A 24,883-nucleotide genomic window follows, 5' to 3' on the forward strand; every position below is an offset into this window, starting at 1 on the left:
AATTTTGCGTTTTTAATTTAAAAAATACTATTGGTCGTTTTATTTTATTGATTGATAATGTTGTAACAGGTCGGTTATTGTGGGATGACTGAACAAATCAGTTATACTTATTTCTAATCTTAATTCATTCCGGATCGCGGATACCAGCCGGATCGCCAGCAGCGAATGACCGCCCAGGTCAAAGAAGTCATCATGTACACCTACTCGCTCTACACCCAGCAGCTCCTGCCAGATCTGCGCCAGCTGTTCCTCCAGCTCCGTTACAGGCGCCTCGTAGTTCCCGCGAACCAACGACAGGTCAGGGTCTGGAAGTGAACGGCGGTCCGTCTTCCCGTTCGACGTCAGCGGAAGCGAGGCTAGCTCTACCCACAGCGACGGTACCATATACTCCGGAAGCTTCGACTGTAGGTAAGTACGTAATACTTCCTGGTCATAGCCTTCCCCGGCTACTACATAGCCCACCAGCCGGCGGTTGCCCTGCGCATCTGGCCGTGCAAGCACTACTCCCTGCTGTACACCTGGACACTGCTGAAGGACACTCTCGATCTCTCCCAGCTCGATCCGGTAACCACGGATCTTAACCTGGTCGTCAAGACGCCCCAGGTACTCGATGTTACCGTCTGCCAGCCAGCGGCCCTGGTCGCCTGTCCGGTAAAGACGGCTCCCCCTATCTTTACTGTAGGGGTTCGGCACAAAACGCTCTGAGGTCAGTTCAGGACGGTTCAGGTAACCACGGGCTACTCCCGCTCCCCCGATATAAAGCTCTCCCGGAACCCCTACAGGCTGAACTCGGCCAGCCTTGTCCAATATGTAGATCTCCGTATTTGAGATCGGACGACCGATCGGGATGGTCGTTTCATGAACAGTATCATTGTCCGCGATCTTATACGTTGTGCTGCCAACTGTCGACTCTGTCGGACCGTATTCATTAATGATCTCAAGGCCTGGATTGATTCTTTTTAATATCGCTATGTGACGGCTTTGTAATTCCTCACCCCCACAATTACAGTCTTAAGATTTGTCGACCTGATATCCAGCTCTGCCAGTAAGTTAATATGAGAGGGTGTCAGCTTGATGATCTCTAATCCCCCATTATCCTCCAGGTAAGATTTCAAAACGGAAGAAAGATCTGCGGAAGGTTCATAAAAACGCATAAAACTCCCGCTTAATAGCGGCGAAAAAATACTCGTAACAGTCAGGTCAAAAGACAACGATGTAAATAAACCGTAATTGTGGACTGTTGTACCATAATTGTTTATCGACCAGTTTATATAATTGAGTACTGACCGGTGCTCAACCATCACACCTTTAGGGGTGCCCGTTGAGCCCGAGGTATAGATCACATACGCCAGGTGTGTTGGCTGCAATGACCGCTCTACCGGCAACGATCCGTAAGATGCGATCTTCGCCCAGTCACGGTCCAGTTCCACAACTTCCGCCTCCGTTACCATGGACAGTCCTGCGCTGACACGGCTGCTGCTCAGCAGGAGCCGGCTGCCGGTATCCTCAAGCATGTATGCGATCCGGTCCTGAGGATAATCCGGGTCGATCGGTACATAGGCTCCGCCTGCCTTCAGGATCCCCAGAAGTCCGACGATCATCTCCAGGCTTCGGTCTATACAGATCCCAACCAGCGTATCTTCACGAACTCCCCGAGAACGGAGGTAATGCCCCAGCGCATTCGAACGCGCATCAAGCTCCGAGTAACTCAGGCTCTCGCCCTCATAAACTACAGCCACCGATGATCCGCTCAATAACACCTGCGACTCGAACAGGTCTACTACCGTCACGTCGGAAGGATAAACTGTGGCCGTCGAATTGAATTCCTCCACGATCATACCCAGCTCCGGGGCAGACAGCATTTCCAATGTCCCTACCGCTACATCCGGTGAACTCACCAGTAAACCCGCCAGCCGCGCATAATGGTCGCCCATTCGCTCTGCCGTTTCTGCGGTATAAAGATCCGTACAGTATTCTATTGTACCACGGATCTGCCCGCCTTCTTCTGTCAGCGTAAACGTCAGGTCATACTTCGAGGTCGTATGCTCTGAAGGGCCGCTCACTATCTCCAGCCCAGACAGGCTCTCCGATGATCCCTCCCGCTCATTGTTCTGTAATACGAACATCACCTGGAATAATGGGCTACGGCTCATATCCCGCTCATGCACTACCTGCTCTACTACGCGCTCAAAGGGTACATCCTGGTGCTCATACGCTCCTAAGGTTACCTCCCGAACACGGCCCAGAACTTCCCGGAAACTCGGGCTCCCGCTCAGGTCTGTCCGAAGCGCCAGCGTATTGACAAAGAACCCGATCAGCCCTTCTACCTCCGACTGCCCACGGTTGGCGATCACACTGCCTACGCAGATATCATCCTGACCGCTGTAACGCGATAACAGCACATTGAATACCGAAAGAAGGCTCATAAACAACGTCGTTCCAGTTTCCTGGCACAGCTGGCGAAGATCCGACGATAACGATGCCCCAAGGTCGAAACTTAAAGAACGGCCACGGCTGCTCTGAACTGCAGGACGCACGTAATCCGTCGGTAAAAGCAAGGGCGAAACCCCATTCAGACGTTCCTTCCAGTAACCCAGTTTCAATTCCAGACGATCCCCTGACAGGTATTCACGCTGCCAGATCGCATAATCCGAATACTGTACCGGAAGCGGAGGAAGCTGCGCCGGACGGCCACCTACTGATGAATTATAAAGCTCCACAAGCTCCCTTATCAGGATAGGCGTTGACCACCCGTCCGAGGCTATATGGTGTAACGTTAAAACTAGAATATGTTCTTCTGCTCCTATTCGCAGCAGGTCCCCGCGAAGCTTATGCGACGACGACAGCTCAAAGGGCGAAGAGGTCAGCCCCGAAACCACCCTACGAATCTCATCCTCGCTCAGCCCCCGCATATCATGAACCCCAAGTTCCCACTGATCCCCCGCCAGCACTCGCTGGTAAGCATGCCCTTCTTCGTCCTGCTCTATCACCGTACGTAAAACCTCATGACGGTTTACAACCGTACGAAGCGATTTCTCCAATGATGCCGCTTCTACAATCCCATGTAAGCGAAGTACCCAGGGTATATGGTACTGGACACTTCCCTCAAGCTGGTCTATGAACCATAAACGCTCCTGGCTGTAAGATAATGGGATCCGATCCGGACGCGGGCTCTGAACGCCTATTTTTATTACTGTTTCCGGATGTATGCGGTCTCCGGCACCAGCTACCATATGGCCTGACAATTCTGCCGGTGTAGGATAATCAAACACATCTCCAATATTTATTTCCCGGCCTAATCTTTTCCGGATCGCGGATACCAGCCGGATCGCCAGCAGCGAATGACCGCCCAGCTCAAAAAAGTTATCATGTGCACCTACTCGCTCTACGCCCAGCAGCTCCTGCCAGATCTGTGCCAGCTGTTCCTCCAGCTCCGTTACAGGCGCCTCGTAGTTCCCGCGAACCAACGACAGGTCAGGGTCTGGAAGTGAACGGCGGTCCGTCTTCCCGTTCGACGTCAGCGGAAGCGAGGCTAGCTCTACCCACAGCGACGGTACCATATACTCCGGAAGCTTCGACTGTAGGTAAGTACGTAATACTTCCTGGTCATAGCCTTCCCCGGCTACTACATAGCCCACCAGCCGGCGGTTGCCCTGCGCATCTGGCCGTGCAAGCACTACTCCCTGCTGTACACCTGGACACTGCTGAAGGACACTCTCGATCTCTCCCAGCTCGATCCGGTAACCACGGATCTTAACCTGGTCGTCAAGACGCCCCAGGTACTCGATGTTACCGTCTGCCAGCCAGCGGCCCTGGTCGCCTGTCCGGTAAAGACGGCTCCCCCTATCTTTACTGTAGGGGTTCGGCACAAAACGCTCTGAGGTCAGTTCAGGACGGTTCAGGTAACCACGGGCTACTCCTGCTCCTCCGATATAAAGCTCTCCCGGAACCCCTACAGGCTGAACTCGGCCAGCCTTGTCCAATATGTAGATCTCCGTATTTGAGATCGGACGACCGATCGGGACTATTTGATAATTCCTGTTAAGATCTATCCTGTGTATACATTTCCCTATTGTTGTTTCTGTCGGACCGTAGTGGTTATACACTTCACCACGGTATCCTGACAGACTGATCTCATTCAGTATCTCCTTAGTCAGAACCTCACCGCCAAATACAAGCAACTTGGTTGGCAGTACTAGTTGATTTTCCTGACTTACTGCTTTCCAATGCGATGGAACGATCTTCAAACAATCAATGGTATGCTCCTGAAAGTACTCATATAATCTTCCTGCATCATTGATCCTATCTTTTGACAATATATGCAGGTTTCCTCCAGATAGCAACGCACCATATATAACTGTATTTCCAAGATCTGCTGCAAGGGTTGATACCAGGCCAAAAGAAGTGCATCCGCTTAACGCTGTTCTTTCCTCCAAACCATAAAAATAATTCACCAACCCGCGGTGTTCCACCATCACACCTTTAGGGGTGCCCGTTGAGCCCGAGGTATAGATCACATACGCCAGGTGTGTTGGCTGCAATGACCGCTCTACCGGCAACGATCCGTAGGATGCGATCTTCGCCCAGTCACGGTCCAGTTCCACAACTTCCGCCTCCGTTACCATGGACAGTCCTGCGCTGACACGGCTGCTGCTCAGCAGGAGCCGGCTGCCGGTATCCTCAAGCATGTATGCGATCCGGTCCTGAGGATAATCCGGGTCGATCGGTACATAGGCTCCGCCTGCCTTCAGGATCCCCAGAAGTCCGACGATCATCTCCAGGCTTCGGTCTATACAGATCCCAACCAGCGTATCTTCACGAACTCCCCGAGAACGGAGGTAATGCCCCAGCGCATTCGAACGCGCATCAAGCTCCGAGTAACTCAGGCTCTCGCCCTCATAAACTACAGCCACCGATGATCCGCTCAATAACACCTGCGACTCGAACAGGTCTACTACCGTCACGTCGGAAGGATAAACTGTGGCCGTCGAATTGAATTCCTCCACGATCATACCCAGCTCCGGGGCAGACAGCATTTCCAATGTCCCTACCGCTACATCCGGTGAACTCACCAGTAAACCCGCCAGCCGCGCATAATGGTCGCCCATTCGCTCTGCCGTTTCCCGATCATATAATGCACTGTTGTAAATTATGGATAATTGCAACCCTCCTGAGGTTTCTACGATATGCAGCGTAAGGTCGAATTTGGAACTCACCGGTCCCGAAGCTTCCATTGTCAGCTTTATATTGGCCAAACTCAATTCCGCAGCGGCCGAGGTATTTTCTAAAACAAACATCACCTGAAATACCGGATTACGGCTCAGATCTCTTTCTACTCCCAATACCTCTACTACTTTCTCAAATGGAACTTCCTGGTGCGCATATGCATCCAGCGTGGTTTGCTTTACCTCCTGGAATAACGCCCTTACAGTCATCCTGGGATCAACATGATTCCGCAAGGCTAATGTATTCGCAAAAAATCCGATCAACCCCTCTATTTCCTGTTGCTGTCTGCCCGCTATTGAACTTCCGATACAGATATCTTCCTGGCCGCTGTAGCGCTGTAATAATATCTTGAATGCGCTTAACAGAACCATATAAAGCGTTAATCCTTCCTTATGGGAAAGGGCAACAAGTTTATTTCGTGTATCCTCATCAATAAAACGGTGTACCATACCTCCGGCAATGCCCTGAACTGCCGGACGGACGTAATCCGTGGGCAGCACCAACGGCTGCAACCCATCCAAGCGCGCCTTCCAGTAACCCAGTTTCAATTCCAGACGGTCTCCGGACAGGTATTCACGCTGCCAGATCGCATAATCCGAATATTGTACAGGAAGCGATGGAAGCTGCGCCGGACGACCGGCTACTGATGAATTATACAACTCCAGAAGTTCCCCTACAAGGATCGGTGTTGACCAGCCGTCTGAGGCTATGTGGTGTAACGTTACAACAAGAATATGTTCCTCTGCTCCTATTCGCAGCAGGTCCCCGCGAAGCTTATGCGACGACGACAGGTCAAAGGGCGACAACGACAACTCTTGGATAAATGATGCGATTTCTTCACTATTCATCCCTGAAATATTATGAATACCCAGATCCCACTGATCCGCTGCCAGGATTCGCTGATAAGCCTGGCCATCTTCGTCCTGCTCTATAACCGCCCGCAAGACCTCATGCCGGTTTACAATTGTCCGAAGTGAATCCGCTAAAAAATCTATATTCACCGCCCCTCGTAAACGAAGCGCATTCGATGAATGGTACTGGATACTCCCGCCCAACTGGTCTATGAACCATAAACGCTCCTGGCTATACGATAACGGAATACGCACTGTACCACCGCCTTGAGAACTGATGACCGGAAGTAAAGTACTTTTGTCAAATGAATTCTCTTTGAAATATTCCAGTAAATCAGTTTTACTTTGTTTGAGTTCATTTAAAAACGTCCAGTCGACTTCATTTCCATTTGGAATATTGACGATTAACTCGTCACTTTCACTTGACAACTTAATTCCTAATCTATTTGCGCGCTCAATTAAGTCTATTGTGAGGTTTAAATTATAAGCTGACATTAAATTCTGTTTTATCTTTAGGTTGATTTAAATTATTGGCAATAAGATGAAAATCATCTATAGTTTTATAGTTAAATATTTTTCTGTTTTTATTAGTGTATTCGCGCTATGAATGCTAATTGCTCGTACCATTTGCTTAATGTTAGGACATTTAAAAAAAGCCTTGATTGAATATTCGATTCCTAATTCAGTGCGCATACGAGATATTAATCTGGTCGCCAGCAGCGAATGACCGCCCAGCTCAAAAAAGTTATCATGTACACCTACTCGCTCTACACCCAGCAGCTCCTGCCAGATCTGTGCCAGCTGTTCCTCCAGCTCCGTTACAGGCGCCTCGTAGTTCCCGCGAACCAACGACAGGTCAGGGTCTGGAAGTGAACGGCGGTCCGTCTTCCCGTTCGACGTCAGCGGAAGCGAGGCTAGCTCTACCCACAGCGACGGCACCATATACTCCGGAAGCTTCGACTGTAGGTAAGTACGTAATACTTCCTGGTCATAGCCTTCCCCGGCTACTACATAGCCCACCAGCCGGCGGTTGCCCTGCGCATCTGGCCGTGCAAGCACTACTCCCTGCTGTACACCCGGACACTGCTGAAGGACACTCTCGATCTCTCCCAGCTCGATCCGGTAACCACGGATCTTAACCTGGTCGTCAAGACGCCCCAGGTACTCGATGTTACCGTCTGCCAGCCAGCGGCCCTGGTCGCCTGTCCGGTAAAGACGGCTCCCCCTATCTTTACTGTAAGGGTTCGGCACGAAACGCTCTGAGGTCAGTTCAGGACGGTTCAGGTAACCACGGGCTACTCCTGCTCCCCCGATATAAAGCTCTCCCGGAACCCCTACCGGCTGAACTCGGCCAGCCTTGTCCAGTATGTAGATCTCCGTATTTGAGATCGGACGACCGATCGGGATCATACTTAATCCGTTCGGGTTAGCCAGTTTATAACTAGTGGCCACTACGGTATTCTCAGTTGGGCCATAATTATTTACCAGCACACATTCTAAACCGTGATCGCCAATAGGGAATAATTGCCCCCCTCCTGTTAATAAATACTTTAGTTTAGTTTTTTTGCCCTTTAAGTGTTTTATGAATTCTGGAATTAGCGAAGTATTAACAAAACTATGTGTAATGTTTTGTTTAATATATAAATTCAGTAACGTTGGCATAGACAAGAGCACCTCTTTCGATATCATGTGAATGCTTGCGCCTTTTGCTAAATAAGGCCATATTTCCCATCCAAAAGCATCAAAGCCAAACCCTGCCAGGGAAGTTCCGATACTTAATGCCGATACTTCATAATTTTCATTGTGCCAATATACCAGGTTCACCGCATTCCGGTGTTCCACCATCACGCCTTTAGGGGTGCCCGTTGAGCCCGAGGTATAGATCACATACGCCAGGTGTGTTGGCTGCAATGACCGCTCTACCGGCAACGATCCGTAAGATGCGATCTTCGCCCAGTCACGGTCCAGTTCCACAACTTCCGCCTCCGTTACCATGGACAGTCCTGCGCTGACACGGCTGCTGCTCAGCAGGAGCCGGCTGCCGGTATCCTCAAGCATGTATGCGATCCGGTCCTGAGGATAATCCGGGTCGATCGGTACATAGGCTCCGCCTGCCTTCAGGATCCCCAGAAGTCCGACGATCATCTCCAGGCTTCGGTCTATACAGATCCCAACCAGCGTATCTTCACGAACTCCCCGAGAACGGAGGTAATGCCCCAGCGCATTCGAACGCGCATCAAGCTCCGAGTAACTCAGGCTCTCGCCCTCATAAACTACAGCCACCGATGATCCGCTCAATAACACCTGCGACTCGAACAGGTCTACTACCGTCACGTCGGAAGGATAAACTGTGGCCGTCGAATTGAATTCCTCCACGATCATACCCAGCTCCGGGGCAGACAGCATTTCCAATGTCCCTACCGCTACATCCGGTGAACTCACCAGTAAACCCGCCAGCCGCGCATAATGGTCGCCCATTCGCTCTGCCGTTTCTGCGGTATAAAGATCCGTACAGTATTCTATTGTACCACGGATCTGCCCGCCTTCTTCTGTCAGCGTAAACGTCAGGTCATACTTCGAGGTCGTATGCTCTGAAGGGCCGCTCACTATCTCCAGCCCAGACAGGCTCTCCGATGATCCCTCCCGCTCATTGTTCTGTAATACGAACATCACCTGGAATAATGGGCTACGGCTCATATCCCGCTCATGCACTACCTGCTCTACTACGCGCTCAAAGGGTACATCCTGGTGCTCATACGCTCCTAAGGTTACCTCCCGAACACGGCCCAGAACTTCCCGGAAACTCGGGCTCCCGCTCAGGTCTGTCCGAAGCGCCAGCGTATTGACAAAGAACCCGATCAGCCCTTCTACCTCCGACTGCCCACGGTTGGCGATCACACTGCCTACGCAGATATCATCCTGACCGCTGTAACGCGATAACAGCACATTGAATACCGAAAGAAGGCTCATAAACAACGTCGTTCCAGTTTCCTGGCACAGCTGGCGAAGATCCGACGATAACGATGCCCCAAGGTCGAAACTTAAAGAACGGCCACGGCTGCTCTGAACTGCAGGACGCACGTAATCCGTCGGTAAAAGCAAGGGCGAAACCCCATTCAGACGTTCCTTCCAGTAACCCAGTTTCAATTCCAGACGATCCCCTGACAGGTATTCACGCTGCCAGATCGCATAATCCGAATACTGTACCGGAAGCGGAGGAAGCTGCGCCGGACGGCCACCTACTGATGAATTATAAAGCTCCACAAGCTCCCTTATCAGGATAGGCGTTGACCACCCGTCCGAGGCTATATGGTGTAACGTTAAAACTAGAATATGTTCTTCTGCTCCTATTCGCAGCAGGTCCCCGCGAAGCTTATGCGACGACGACAGCTCAAAGGGCGAAGAGGTCAGCCCCGAAACCACCCTACGAATCTCATCCTCGCTCAGCCCCCGCATATCATGAACCCCAAGTTCCCACTGATCCCCCGCCAGCACTCGCTGGTAAGCATGCCCTTCTTCGTCCTGCTCTATCACCGTACGTAAAACCTCATGACGGTTTACAACCGTACGAAGCGATTTCTCCAATGATGCCGCTTCTACAATCCCATGTAAGCGAAGTACCCAGGGTATATGGTACTGGACACTTCCCTCAAGCTGGTCTATGAACCATAAACGCTCCTGGCTGTAAGATAATGGGATCCGATCCGGACGCGGGCTCTGAACGCCTATTTTTATTACTGAACCGCGTTCTTCCCCTGATGACAACCGACCGGATAAACTACGGATCGTTGAATACTTAAACAGATCGCGGATAGCAACCTCCTGGCGGAATTCATTACGGATCGCGGATACCAGCCGGATCGCCAGCAGCGAATGACCGCCCAGCTCAAAAAGTTATCATGTACACCTACTCGCTCTACACCCAGCAGCTCCTGCCAGATCTGCGCCAGCTGTTCCTCCAGCTCCGTTACAGGCGCCTCGTAGTTCCCGCGAACCAACGACAGGTCAGGGTCTGGAAGTGAACGGCGGTCCGTCTTCCCGTTCGACGTCAGCGGAAGCGAGGCTAGCTCTACCCACAGCGACGGTACCATATACTCCGGAAGCTTCGACTGTAGGTAAGTACGTAATACTTCCTGGTCATAGCCTTCCCCGGCTACTACATAGCCCACCAGCCGGCGGTTGCCCTGCGCATCTGGCCGTGCAAGCACTACTCCCTGCTGTACACCTGGACACTGCTGAAGGACACTCTCGATCTCTCCCAGCTCGATCCGGTAACCACGGATCTTAACCTGGTCGTCAAGACGCCCCAGGTACTCGATGTTACCGTCTGCCAGCCAGCGGCCCTGGTCGCCTGTCCGGTAAAGACGGCTCCCCCTATCTTTACTGTAAGGGTTCGGCACAAAACGCTCTGAGGTCAGTTCAGGACGGTTCAGGTAACCACGGGCTACTCCTGCTCCTCCGATATAAAGCTCTCCCGGAACCCCTACAGGCTGAACTCGGCCAGCCTTGTCCAGTATGTAGATCTCCGTATTTGAGAATGGTTTGCCAATTGGGACTATTTGATAGTTCCCGTTAAGATCTATCCTATGTATACATTTGCCAATTGTTGTTTCTGTCGGACCGTAATGGTTATACACTTCACCTCTATAGGCCAAAACCAATAACAAATTAATTATCGTTCCAGGAAATGCTTCTCCTCCAAATATTATTGTAGTTCGTGGTAAGAAATAGTTTCCTTCATTAGCATAGAAAAGCCACAACGATGGCACAATTTTCAGGCAATCTATGGAGTGATGATTTACATAATTTTTTATTCTCCGCCCATCAAGTAAAATTTCTTCTGACAAAACATGTAAGGTGCCGCCCAAAATTAAACTAGAAAACAATATTGAATATCCCGCATCTGCAACATATGTCGCAATTAATGCAAATGATTTACAATTTTTTAGATCAGATTCCGATATAAGGCCTAAAAGGTGATCGATTAGGCTTCGGTGCTCAACCATCACGCCTTTAGGGGTGCCCGTTGAGCCCGAGGTATAGATCACATACGCCAGGTGTGTTGGCTGTAATGACCGCTCTACCGGCAACGATCCGTAAGATGCGATCTTCGCCCAGTCACGGTCCAGTTCCACTATTTCCGCCTCCGTTACCATGGACAGTCCTGCGCTGACACGGCTGCTGCTCAGCAGGAGCCGGCTGCCGGTATCCTCAAGCATGTATGCGATCCGGTCCTGAGGATAATCCGGGTCGATCGGTACATAGGCTCCGCCTGCCTTCAGGATCCCCAGAAGTCCGACGATCATCTCCAGGCTTCGGTCTATACAGATCCCAACCAGCGTATCTTCACGAACTCCCCGAGAACGGAGGTAATGCCCCAGCGCATTCGAACGCGCATCAAGCTCCGAGTAACTCAGGCTCTCGCCCTCATAAACTACAGCCACCGATGATCCGCTCAATAACACCTGCGACTCGAACAGGTCTACTACCGTCACGTCGGAATGGATAAACTGTGGCTCGTCGTATTGAGATATCCTCCACGTATCATACCTCTAGCTCCGGAGCAGATCCAGCATTTCCAATGTCCCTACCGTTAGCTTTTCCCCGGATACTATTTCCTGAAGTACCTTCTCAAAGTGGCCCCGGATATTTTCCATATCCGAATCCGGCAACAGCTCCGTATTGTAGTTAAACGTCACACGGATCTCGCCCTGGGAGATGATCGTAATCCCCAGCGGATAATTACTATGTTCTTCCGTCTTCAGCCCCTCTACCCGGAGCCCGGATCCTGATGATCCCACCACACTGCTCACCGGGTAGTTCTCAAACACCAGCAGGCTGTCAAACATGTCACCTGCGATGCCCGACCACTTCTGAATACTGCTCAGCGGGGTATACTGGTATTCCAGGCTCTGAAGCTGTCCTGACTGGATCCCCTGTAACCATTCTGCTATGCCCTTGTCCTCCTCCAGTACCGAATGCAGCGGGATCGTATTGATATACATCCCTACACGCTCCTCGATCCCTCCAAGGTCATCCGGACGCCCCGATACCGTAACTCCATAACTTATATGAGGATTGCCGGTATAACGGTGCAATAAATATGACCATACCCCCTGCATCAGCGTATTCACCGTGATCCGGTGCCCCTGCGTATAACGCTCGATCTGGCGTGAGGTCGAGGCATCCAGCAACAGCTCCTTGCGCTTATACAATCCTCCGCGGTTGCGCTCCTGCGAGCCCCGGGATATAAACGGAAGTAAGGTGCCACCTTCCAGCCCCGATACATAACCACGCCAGTAAGTCTCTGCACTTGCACTATCTATACCTTCAAGGTAACGGATATAGTCCTCATAACGGTCCTCCCGAACTTCCGGTAGCTCCTGCCCTGATAACAGCTGATCATAGCTCTTCAGTAACTCGCCTATCAATATCGAGATCGACCAGCCATCTGTCAAAATATGATGGTGCGTCCAGATCATACGGTAGCGTTCTTCACTCAGACGGATCAGGCTTATACGCATCAGCGGCGCTGATTTAAAGTCTATGCCCTGCTCATAGTCCCTACGACGGTAAGACTCTAATAAATCTTCATGCTCTGAAACCGGCTTTTCACGGTAGTCCAGTAACGTTAATGGCAAACGCACTTCCCGGTGGACACACTGTACCGGGATCTGTAGCTCATCATAATGAAAACTGCTCCGAAGGATGCTGTGCCGGCGGAAAAGATAGTCCCAGCTCGCCTCGAAAAGAGCAACATCCAGGTCCAAAAGGTCGCAGATGAACTGCTCTACATAACCGCTCAGCTCCCCGTTATACAAACCATGGAATAACATCCCCTCCTGTAAGCCGCTTAAACGGTAGAGCTGTTCCAGAGAACCTGTCCCGTACCTTTCACCGATACCCATTACAAACCGGTCCAGTTCACGGTACCCTACCTCCCCGGTCAGGCCATAGTCCGACGGCGTTGATATGCTACCCTGTTTGCCCTGGAATACACAATGAGAGATCAGTGACTCCAGGTGGCCTATATACAAGCCCGCCTGTTCCGCGATCGTACTTTCATCATAATGATGGCTGCTGTAACTCCACGTCAGGGAAAGCTCCCCGCCCTGGATCATACCGTTGATCACCAGCTTTTCTGATATCGAATGGGATGCCCCTGTCGTTTGCCCGGAACTCTCCGGTGCCCCGCTTAACCAGGAGCCCGATGCTACCACGTTATCCAGCTGCCCCAGGTAGTTGAACACTACATCCAGGCCTTCAGTTCCCATCAGCTCCTCTGCCTTCACGATATACTTCAATACCCCGTATCCCATACCCTTATCAGGGATCTCACGCAACTGCTCCTTGATAACCCTGATCTCGTCCGATATCGTTTCACAGCCCGACAGGTCCAGCTGTACCGGGTACAGGCTCGTAAACCAACCTACCGTGCGGCTCGTATCTATATCTTCATGAAGCGACTCCCGACCGTGGCCCTCCAGCCCGATCACGATATTACTGCTCCCTGACCACGATGTTAGCGTCTTTCCTAAGGCACATAACAACAGATCATTGATCTCCGTATGATAAACACGGGGCACTTCCTGTAATAATAACTGCGTTTGCTTTACTGCTAAACGAACCGTATGGCTCCGCATCGAGCCCTCGCTGACAACGCCCTGATAGGAACGGTCGCTTAACAATGACTTATGTCCTGACAATACCCCCTGCCAGTAAGAGCGCTGCGACTGTACACGGGAACTCTCCCCGTAACGTACTAAACTCGAATACCACTGACGGTACGATGCACCCTTCTCTCCTAGATCCGATTTACGGCCTGACAGCAACTGATCCAGATCGCTCAGCAGGATACGCCACGATACACCGTCTATTGCCAGGTGGTGAACCACAAGCAACAAGCGGTTATGGCTCTCCCATTCCGGGGTACGGAAAAGAACTGCCCGCATAAGGTCCCCTTCCTCTATATCCAGCTGCTGCTGGTAACTGTTACTGATATCCTGAACAACTACCCGGAATAACTCCGGCAACGTGTTGATATCTTCCGTATATAACGACTGACCTGGTAAGCCTCCGTAATATTGCTGCCAACCTGACCCATCCTTCACGTACCTGAAACGTAAGCTGTCATGACGCTCCTGTAAGTAAACTATGCTCTGCTCTAATTCCGATGCCCCGATCCGCTTATCTATACGAAGCAATACGCTCTGGTTAAAATGTGATATCGAAGAACCCCCGCCTTCAAGGTACCATTCCTGGATCGGTAACAGGCCGCTCGGCCCTTCAAGAACACCCGATTCCCCTGAAAATAACGTATGGCCCCGGCCCGATAATATCTCTGAACCCAGCCCCCGGATCGTTTGCAATCGGAAGATGTCCTTCACCTGAACATGATAGCCCAGGCGCTTGATCCGGCTTACTAACTGGATACTGATGATCGAGTCCCCGCCCAGCTCAAAGAAGTTATCATGTACACCTACTCGCTCTACGCCCAGCAGCTCCTGCCAGATCTGTGCCAGCTGTTCCTCCAGCTCCGTTACAGGCGCCTCGTAGTTCCCGCGAACCAACGACAGGTCAGGGTCTGGAAGTGAACGGCGGTCCGTCTTCCCGTTCGACGTCAGCGGAAGCGAGGCTAGCTCTACCCACAGCGACGGTACCATATACTCCGGAAGCTTCGACTGTAGGTAAGTACGTAATACTTCCTGGTCATAGCCTTCCCCGGCTACTACATAGCCCACCAGCCGGCGGTTGCCCTGCGCATCTGGCCGTGCAAGCACTACTCCCTGCTGTACACCCGGACACTGCTGAAGGACACTCTCGATCTCTCCCAGCTCGATCCGGTAACCACGGATCTTAACCTGGTCGTCAAGACGCCCCAGGTACTCGATGTTACCGTCTGCCAGCCAGCGGCCCTGGTCGCCTGTCCGGTAAAGACGGCTCCCCCTATCTTTACTGTAGGGGTTCGGCACAAAACGCTCTGAGGTCAGTTCAGGACGGTTCAGGTAACCACGGGCTACTCCCGCTCCCCCGATATAAAGCTCTCCCGGAACCCCTACCGGCTGAACTCGGCCAGCCTTGTCCAGTATGTAGATCTCCGTATTTGAGATCGGACGACCGATCGGGATGGTAACTTAAGTCCGTTCGGATTATGCTCAGTCTTATAACTATGTAGCTACTATGTGTATTCTCAGTTGGCCCATAAATTATTATACACATTTGCACGATCATTCTAAACCGTGATCAGCTCAATAGGGAATAATTGCCCGCCTCCTGCTAATACAATACTTTAGTTCAGATTTTTTTGCCCTTCTGAAGCTGTATTTATAAATACTGCAATTAGCGAAGTATGAACAAAACTGTGCGTAATGTTATTAGCTTTTAATATATCACTTCAATAGACATTGGCATCAGACAAGTGCACCTCTTTCGTATATCATAAATGAATGCTTGCTCCTTTGGCTAGAATAAGGCCATATTTCCCATACTGAAAGCATCAAAGCCAAACGCTAGCTAGTTGTAAAATCCTCCGATACTTTCTGAATGCCGATACTTCATAATTTTCATTGTGCCAGATACTATCAGGTTCACCACACCCGCGGTGTTCCACCATCACGCCTTTAGGGGTGCCCGTTGAGCCCGAGGTATAGATCACATACGCCAGGTGTGTTGGCTGTAATGACCGCTCTACCGGCAACGATCCGTAAGATGCGATCTTCGCCCAGTCACGGTCCAGTTCCACTATTTCCGCCTCCGTTACCATGGACAGTCCTGCGCTGACACGGCTGCTGCTCAGCAGGAGCCGGCTGCCGGTATCCTCAAGCATGTATGCGATCCGGTCCTGAGGATAATCCGGGTCGATCGGTACATAGGCTCCGCCTGCCTTCAGGATCCCCAGAAGTCCGACGATCATCTCCAGGCTTCGGTCTATACAGATCCCAACCAGCGTATCTTCACGAACTCCCCGAGAACGGAGGTAATGCCCCAGCGCATTCGAACGCGCATCAAGCTCCGAGTAACTCAGGCTCTCGCCCTCATAAACTACAGCCACCGATGATCCGCTCAATAACACCTGCGACTCGAACAGGTCTACTACCGTCACGTCGGAAGGATAAACTGTGGCCGTCGAATTGAATTCCTCCACGATCATACCCAGCTCCGGGGCAGACAGCATTTCCAATGTCCCTACCGCTACATCCGGTGAACTCACCAGTAAACCCGCCAGCCGCGCATAATGGTCGCCCATTCGCTCTGCCGTTTCTGCGGTATAAAGATCCGTACAGTATTCTATTGTACCACGGATCTGCCCGCCTTCTTCTGTCAGCGTAAACGTCAGGTCATACTTCGAGGTCGTATGCTCTGAAGGGCCGCTCACTATCTCCAGCCCAGACAGGCTCTCCGATGATCCCTCCCGCTCATTGTTCTGTAATACGAACATCACCTGGAATAATGGGCTACGGCTCATATCCCGCTCATGCACTACCTGCTCTACTACGCGCTCAAAGGGTACATCCTGGTGCTCATACGCTCCTAAGGTTACCTCCCGAACACGGCCCAGAACTTCCCGGAAACTCGGGCTCCCGCTCAGGTCTGTCCGAAGCGCCAGCGTATTGACAAAGAACCCGATCAGCCCTTCTACCTCCGACTGCCCACGGTTGGCGATCACACTGCCTACGCAGATATCATCCTGACCGCTGTAACGCGATAACAGCACATTGAATACCGAAAGAAGGCTCATAAACAACGTCGTTCCAGTTTCCTGGCACAGCTGGCGAAGATCCGACGATAACGATGCCCCAAGGTCGAAACTTAAAGAACGGCCACGGCTGCTCTGAACTGCAGGACGCACGTAATCCGTCGGTAAAAGCAAGGGCGAAACCCCATTCAGACGTTCCTTCCAGTAACCCAGTTTCAATTCCAGACGATCCCCTGACAGGTATTCACGCTGCCAGATCGCATAATCCGAATACTGTACCGGAAGCGGAGGAAGCTGCGCCGGACGGCCACCTACTGATGAATTATAAAGCTCCACAAGCTCCCTTATCAGGATAGGCGTTGACCACCCGTCCGAGGCTATATGGTGTAACGTTAAAACTAGAATATGTTCTTCTGCTCCTATTCGCAGCAGGTCCCCGCGAAGCTTATGCGACGACGACAGCTCAAAGGGCGAAGAGGTCAGCCCCGAAACCACCCTACGAATCTCATCCTCGCTCAGCCCCCGCATATCATGAACCCCAAGTTCCCACTGATCCCCCGCCAGCACTCGCTGGTAAGCATGCCCTTCTTCGTCCTGCTCTATCACCGTACGTAAAACCTCATGACGGTTTACAACCGTACGAAGCGATTTCTCCAATGATGCCGCTTCTACAATCCCATGTAAGCGAAGTACCCAGGGTATATGGTACTGGACACTTCCCTCAAGCTGGTCTATGAACCATAAACGCTCCTGGCTGTAAGATAATGGGATCCGATCCGGACGCGGGCTCTGAACGCCTATTTTTATTACTGAACCGCGTTCTTCCCCTGATGACAACCGACCGGATAAACTACGGATCGTTGAATACTTAAACAGATCGCGGATAGCAACCTCCTGGCGGAATTCATTACGGATCGCGGATACCAGCCGGATCGCCAGCAGCGAATGACCGCCCAGCTCAAAAAAGTTATCATGTACACCTACTCGCTCTACACCCAGCAGCTCCTGCCAGATCTGTGCCAGCTGTTCCTCCAGCTCCGTTACAGGCGCCTCGTAGTTCCCGCGAACCAACGACAGGTCAGGGTCTGGAAGTGAACGGCGGTCCGTCTTCCCGTTCGACGTCAGCGGAAGCGAGGCTAGCTCTACCCACAGCGACGGTACCATATACTCCGGAAGCTTCGACTGTAGGTAAGTACGTAATACTTCCTGGTCATAGCCTTCCCCGGCTACTACATAGCCCACCAGCCGGCGGTTGCCCTGCGCATCTGGCCGTGCAAGCACTACTCCCTGCTGTACACCCGGACACTGCTGAAGGACACTCTCGATCTCTCCCAGCTCGATCCGGTAACCACGGATCTTAACCTGGTCGTCAAGACGCCCCAGGTACTCGATGTTACCGTCTGCCAGCCAGCGGCCCTGGTCGCCTGTCCGGTAAAGACGGCTCCCCCTATCTTTACTGTAAGGGTTCGGCACAAAACGCTCTGAGGTCAGTTCAGGACGGTTCAGGTAACCACGGGCTACTCCTGCTCCTCCGATATAAAGCTCTCCCGGAACCCCTACCGGCTGAACTCGGCCAGCCTTGTCCAGTATGTAGATGAATAGTGTTGGTATAGGCCTACCAATTATACTTTTGCTACTTTTCAGGTGAACCTTCTCAAGAGGTTGGTAAGTAACATGTACAGTTGTTTCCGTAATACCATACATATTAACTAGTTTACAGTTTTCATACAATGACATGCCATGGCTTTAACATGTCCCAGGTCTAGTGCTTCTCCTCCGGATATAACATACTTTAATTGATAAGTCTATCCTGCTCATCTAAAACTTTCATGTAATATCATAAAATGCAGAAGGTGTACCTGTATTAAGAATCAGGTTTATACCTGATTTATGTTATAACTGCCTTAGACAAAGCAACGTCTTTCGATATCATCCCGCTGAACTGATCACCTGACTGCCTTTGATGAAGCAACGCGCCATACATTTCCCAGACTAAAAATATCAAAACCAAACATCGTTAATGAAAAAGTGTCCGTATATCATCCGAATTAAAATCGTATATGATCTGACTCCATGCTGGTTAGAATAGTTCACCACATTCGCGGTGTTCCACCATCACGCCTTTAGGGGTGCCCGTTGAGCCCGAGGTATAGATCACATACGCCAGGTGTGTTGGCTGCAATGACCGCTCTACCGGCAACGATCCGTAAGATGCGATCTTCGCCCAGTCACGGTCCAGTTCCACAACTTCCGCCTCCGTTACCATGGACAGTCCTGCGCTGACACGGCTGCTGCTCAGCAGGAGCCGGCTGCCGGTATCCTCAAGCATGTATGCGATCCGGTCCTGAGGATAATCCGGGTCGATCGGTACATAGGCTCCGCCTGCCTTCAGGATCCCCAGAAGTCCGACGATCATCTCCAGGCTTCGGTCTATACAGATCCCAACCAGCGTATCTTCACGAACTCCCCGAGAACGGAGGTAATGCCCCAGCGCATTCGAACGCGCATCAAGCTCCGAGTAACTCAGGCTCTCGCCCTCATAAACTACAGCCACCGATGATCCGCTCAATAACACCTGCGACTCGAACAGGTCTACTACCGTCACGTCGGAAGGATAAACTGTGGCCGTCGAATTGAATTCCTCCACGATCATACCCAGCTCCGGGGCAGACAGCATTTCCAATGTCCCTACCGCTACATCCGGTGAACTCACCAGTAAACCCGCCAGCCGCGCATAATGGTCGCCCATTCGCTCTGCCGTTTCTGCGGTATAAAGATCCGTACAGTATTCTATTGTACCACGGATCTGCCCGCCTTCTTCTGTCAGCGTAAACGTCAGGTCATACTTCGAGGTCGTATGCTCTGAAGGGCCGCTCACTATCTCCAGCCCAGACAGGCTCTCCGATGATCCCTCCCGCTCATTGTTCTGTAATACGAACATCACCTGGAATAATGGGCTACGGCTCATATCCCGCTCATGCACTACCTGCTCTACTACGCGCTCAAAGGGTACATCCTGGTGCTCATACGCTCCTAAGGTTACCTCCCGAACACGGCCCAGAACTTCCCGGAAACTCGGGCTCCCGCTCAGGTCTGTCCGAAGCGCCAGCGTATTGACAAAGAACCCGATCAGCCCTTCTACCTCCGACTGCCCACGGTTGGCGATCACACTGCCTACGCAGATATCATCCTGACCGCTGTAACGCGATAACAGCACATTGAATACCGAAAGAAGGCTCATAAACAACGTCGTTCCAGTTTCCTGGCACAGCTGGCGAAGATCCGACGATAACGATGCCCCAAGGTCGAAACTTAAAGAACGGCCACGGCTGCTCTGAACTGCAGGACGCACGTAATCCGTCGGTAAAAGCAAGGGCGAAACCCCATTCAGACGTTCCTTCCAGTAACCCAGTTTCAATTCCAGACGATCCCCTGACAGGTATTCACGCTGCCAGATCGCATAATCCGAATACTGTACCGGAAGCGGAGGAAGCTGCGCCGGACGGCCACCTACTGATGAATTATAAAGCTCCACAAGCTCCCTTATCAGGATAGGCGTTGACCACCCGTCCGAGGCTATATGGTGTAACGTTAAAACTAGAATATGTTCTTCTGCTCCTATTCGCAGCAGGTCCCCGCGAAGCTTATGCGACGACGACAGCTCAAAGGGCGAAGAGGTCAGCCCCGAAACCACCCTACGAATCTCATCCTCGCTCAGCCCCCGCATATCATGAACCCCAAGTTCCCACTGATCCCCCGCCAGCACTCGCTGGTAAGCATGCCCTTCTTCGTCCTGCTCTATCACCGTACGTAAAACCTCATGACGGTTTACAACCGTACGAAGCGATTTCTCCAATGATGCCGCTTCTACAATCCCATGTAAGCGAAGTACCCAGGGTATATGGTACTGGACACTTCCCTCAAGCTGGTCTATGAACCATAAACGCTCCTGGCTGTAAGATAATGGGATCCGATCCGGACGCGGGCTCTGAACGCCTATTTTTATTACTGAACCGCGTTCTTCCCCTGATGACAACCGACCGGATAAACTACGGATCGTTGAATACTTAAACAGATCGCGGATAGCAACCTCCTGGCGGAATTCATTACGGATCGCGGATACCAGCCGGATCGCCAGCAGCGAATGACCGCCCAGCTCAAAAAAGTTATCATGTACACCTACTCGCTCTACACCCAGCAGCTCCTGCCAGATCTGCGCCAGCTGTTCCTCCAGCTCCGTTACAGGCGCCTCGTAGTTCCCGCGAACCAACGACAGGTCAGGGTCTGGAAGTGAACGGCGGTCCGTCTTCCCGTTCGACGTCAGCGGAAGCGAGGCTAGCTCTACCCACAGCGACGGTACCATATACTCCGGAAGCTTCGACTGTAGGTAAGTACGTAATACTTCCTGGTCATAGCCTTCCCCGGCTACTACATAGCCCACCAGCCGGCGGTTGCCCTGCGCATCTGGCCGTGCAAGCACTACTCCCTGCTGTACACCCGGACACTGCTGAAGGACACTCTCGATCTCTCCCAGCTCGATCCGGTAACCACGGATCTTAACCTGGTCGTCAAGACGCCCCAGGTACTCGATGTTACCGTCTGCCAGCCAGCGGCCCTGGTCGCCTGTCCGGTAAAGACGGCTCCCCCTATCTTTACTGTAAGGGTTCGGCACAAAACGCTCTGAGGTCAGTTCAGGACGGTTCAGGTAACCACGGGCTACTCCTGCTCCTCCGATATAAAGCTCTCCCGGAACCCCTACCGGCTGAACTCGGCCAGCCTTGTCCAGTATGTAGATCTCCGTATTTGAGATCGGACGACCAATCGATACTTTTTCATCATGGTTAACTTTTTTATAAGCCGACCATATCGTTGTCTCTGTTGGCCCGTAAAGGTTCCATACTGTTCCCAACGCTACAAGCGAATCTTTAACATCTTCCTTCAGCGCTTCCCCGCCGGTTAACATCTTTACTTTTTCAGGGTTCGCCCATCCGCAATTCAGCAACATCTCCCATGTGGATGGTGTACCCTGTATAAAATCAGGTTTATAATGAGTTATTTTATCTGCCAGGGCATAGCCGTCACGCGAATCATCCCTGCTTAAAATGATCACCTGACCGCCTTTGATAACCGGCAGGTACAGTTCCAGATAAGATATATCGAAACCATACGTCGTTAAAGATAAAAGGCTGCAATTCCGGTTAAATGAAATGATCTGCTCCATGCTGGTTAGAAAGTTCACCAACCCGCGGTGTTCCACCATCACGCCTTTAGGGGTGCCCGTTGAGCCCGAGGTATAGATCACATACGCCAGGTGTATTGGCTGCAATGACCGCTCTACCGGCAACGATCCGTAAGATGCGATCTTCGCCCAGTCACGGTCCAGTTCCACAACTTCCGCCTCCGTTACCATGGACAGTCCTGCGCTGACACGGCTGCTGCTCAGCAGGAGCCGGCTGCCGGTATCCTCAAGCATGTATGCGATCCGGTCCTGAGGATAATCCGGGTCGATCGGTACATAGGCTCCGCCTGCCTTCAGGATCCCCAGAAGTCCGACGATCATCTCCAGGCTTCGGTCTATACAGATCCCAACCAGTGTATCTTCACGAACTCCCCGAGAACGGAGGTAATGCCCCAGCGCATTCGAACGCGCATCAAGCTCCGAGTAACTCAGGCTCTCGCCCTCATAAACTACAGCCACCGATGATCCGCTCAATAACACCTGCGACTCGAACAGGTCTACTACCGTCACGTCGGAAGGATAAACTGTGGCCGTCGAATTGAATTCCTCCACGATCATACCCAGCTCCGGGGCAGACAGCATTTCCAATGTCCCTACCGCTACATCCGGTGAACTCACCAGTAAACCCGCCAGCCGCGCATAATGGTCGCCCATTCGCTCTGCCGTTTCTGCGGTATAAAGATCCGTACAGTATTCTATTGTACCACGGATCTGCCCGCCTTCTTCTGTCAGCGTAAACGTCAGGTCATACTTCGAGGTCGTATGCTCTGAAGGGCCGCTCACTATCTCCAGCCCAGACAGGCTCTCCGATGATCCCTCCCGCTCATTGTTCTGTAATACGAACATCACCTGGAATAATGGGCTACGGCTCATATCCCGCTCATGCACTACCTGCTCTACTACGCGCTCAAAGGGTACATCCTGGTGCTCATACGCTCCTAAGGTTACCTCCCGAACACGGCCCAGAACTTCCCGGAAACTCGGGCTCCCGCTCAGGTCTGTCCGAAGCGCCAGCGTATTGACAAAGAACCCGATCAGCCCTTCTACCTCCGACTGCCCACGGTTGGCGATCACACTGCCTACGCAGATATCATCCTGACCGCTGTAACGCGATAACAGCACATTGAATACCGAAAGAAGGCTCATAAACAACGTCGTTCCAGTTTCCTGGCACAGCTGGCGAAGATCCGACGATAACGATGCCCCAAGGTCGAAACTTAAAGAACGGCCACGGCTGCTCTGAACTGCAGGACGCACGTAATCCGTCGGTAAAAGCAAGGGCGAAACCCCATTCAGACGTTCCTTCCAGTAACCCAGTTTCAATTCCAGACGATCCCCTGACAGGTATTCACGCTGCCAGATCGCATAATCCGAATACTGTACCGGAAGCGGAGGAAGCTGCGCCGGACGGCCACCTACTGATGAATTATAAAGCTCCACAAGCTCCCTTATCAGGATAGGCGTTGACCACCCGTCCGAGGCTATATGGTGTAACGTTAAAACTAGAATATGTTCTTCTGCTCCTATTCGCAGCAGGTCCCCGCGAAGCTTATGCGACGACGACAGCTCAAAGGGCGAAGAGGTCAGCCCCGAAACCACCCTACGAATCTCATCCTCGCTCAGCCCCCGCATATCATGAACCCCAAGTTCCCACTGATCCCCCGCCAGCACTCGCTGGTAAGCATGCCCTTCTTCGTCCTGCTCTATCACCGTACGTAAAACCTCATGACGGTTTACAACCGTACGAAGCGATTTCTCCAATGATGCCGCTTCTACAATCCCATGTAAGCGAAGTACCCAGGGTATATGGTACTGGACACTTCCCTCAAGCTGGTCTATGAACCATAAACGCTCCTGGCTGTAAGATAATGGGATCCGATCCGGACGCGGGCTCTGAACGCCTATTTTTATTACTGAACCGCGTTCTTCCCCTGATGACAACCGACCGGATAAACTACGGATCGTTGAATACTTAAACAGATCGCGGATAGCAACCTCCTGGCGGAATTCATTACGGATCGCGGATACCAGCCGGATCGCCAGCAGCGAATGACCGCCCAGCTCAAAAAAGTTATCATGTACACCTACTCGCTCTACACCCAGCAGCTCCTGCCAGATCTGCGCCAGCTGTTCCTCCAGCTCCGTTACAGGCGCCTCGTAGTTCCCGCGAACCAACGACAGGTCAGGGTCTGGAAGTGAACGGCGGTCCGTCTTCCCGTTCGACGTCAGCGGAAGCGAGGCTAGCTCTACCCACAGCGACGGTACCATATACTCCGGAAGCTTCGACTGTAGGTAAGTACGTAATACTTCCTGGTCATAGCCTTCCCCGGCTACTACATAGCCCACCAGCCGGCGGTTGCCCTGCGCATCTGGCCGTGCAAGCACTACTCCCTGCTGTACACCTGGACACTGCTGAAGGACACTCTCGATCTCTCCCAGCTCGATCCGGTAACCACGGATCTTAACCTGGTCGTCAAGACGCCCCAGGTACTCGATGTTACCGTCTGCCAGCCAGCGGCCCTGGTCGCCTGTCCGGTAAAGACGGCTCCCCCTATCTTTACTGTAAGGGTTCGGCACAAAACGCTCTGAGGTCAGTTCAGGACGGTTCAGGTAACCACGGGCTACTCCTGCTCCTCCGATATAAAGCTCTCCCGGAACCCCTACAGGCTGAACTCGGCCAGCCTTGTCCAGTATGTAGATCTCCGTATTTGAGATCGGACGACCGATCGGGATGGTCGTTGCGGAATTCATTTAACATGTTCTATTTTAAAACACAGAACTAAAGGTCGTGCTTTCAGTTGGGCCATAAACATGAGTAACTTCTATACTATATTTCCATTTTAAATTGCTCACTACAATGCGGGACTGACA

General features: G+C 51.9%; 5 protein-coding genes and 5 pseudogenes. All 10 read right to left on the reverse strand.

The genetic code is table 11. The features are described from left to right. Positions 1-39: 39 nt before the first annotated feature. Positions 40-972 carry a phosphopantetheine-binding protein gene (locus ACRQ5D_RS34515; protein ID WP_432329962.1) on the reverse strand — a complete coding sequence of 311 codons (933 nt, stop codon included), beginning with the start codon at positions 970-972 and terminating at the stop codon, positions 40-42. After that, entirely contained in the window at positions 969-6,506 is a 5,538-nt protein-coding gene (locus tag ACRQ5D_RS34520) for an amino acid adenylation domain-containing protein (protein ID WP_432328219.1), read from the reverse strand. Before ACRQ5D_RS34520 ends, ACRQ5D_RS34515 begins: the two co-directional genes overlap by 4 nt. Before the next feature lie 123 nt (positions 6,507-6,629). Then, complete coding sequence (locus tag ACRQ5D_RS34525) at positions 6,630-9,920, reverse strand: non-ribosomal peptide synthetase (protein ID WP_432329964.1); 3,291 nt, start codon at positions 9,918-9,920, stop codon at positions 6,630-6,632. Further along, positions 9,812-11,572, reverse strand: a complete 1,761-nt coding sequence (locus ACRQ5D_RS34530) for a non-ribosomal peptide synthetase (protein ID WP_432328221.1) — start codon at positions 11,570-11,572, stop codon at positions 9,812-9,814. Before ACRQ5D_RS34530 ends, ACRQ5D_RS34525 begins: the two co-directional genes overlap by 109 nt. Before the next feature lie 57 nt (positions 11,573-11,629). Continuing rightward, on the reverse strand, positions 11,630-15,049 hold the full coding sequence (locus tag ACRQ5D_RS34535) for a condensation domain-containing protein (RefSeq protein WP_432328223.1): 3,420 nt from the start codon (positions 15,047-15,049) through the stop codon (positions 11,630-11,632). Positions 15,050-15,091: 42 nt separating this feature from the next. After that, positions 15,092-15,205 (reverse strand): annotated as a pseudogene (locus tag ACRQ5D_RS34540) (AMP-binding protein); the annotation flags it as partial. 473 nt (positions 15,206-15,678) lie between these two features. Further along, positions 15,679-16,251, reverse strand: a pseudogene (locus ACRQ5D_RS34545) (AMP-binding protein); the annotation flags it as partial. Further along, a pseudogene (locus ACRQ5D_RS34550) lies at positions 16,246-18,510 on the reverse strand (condensation domain-containing protein); the annotation flags it as partial. The pseudogenes ACRQ5D_RS34545 and ACRQ5D_RS34550, both read right to left, overlap by 6 nt. Positions 18,511-18,877: 367 nt before the next feature. Continuing rightward, positions 18,878-19,450 (reverse strand): annotated as a pseudogene (locus tag ACRQ5D_RS34555) (AMP-binding protein); the annotation flags it as partial. Further along, positions 19,445-24,763, reverse strand: a pseudogene (locus ACRQ5D_RS34560) (amino acid adenylation domain-containing protein); the annotation flags it as partial. The pseudogenes ACRQ5D_RS34555 and ACRQ5D_RS34560, both read right to left, overlap by 6 nt. Positions 24,764-24,883: the final 120 nt, after the last annotated feature.

The sequence above is a fragment of the Mucilaginibacter sp. P25 genome, assembly GCF_050859465.1.
Lineage (GTDB): Bacteria > Bacteroidota > Bacteroidia > Sphingobacteriales > Sphingobacteriaceae > Mucilaginibacter > Mucilaginibacter gossypii.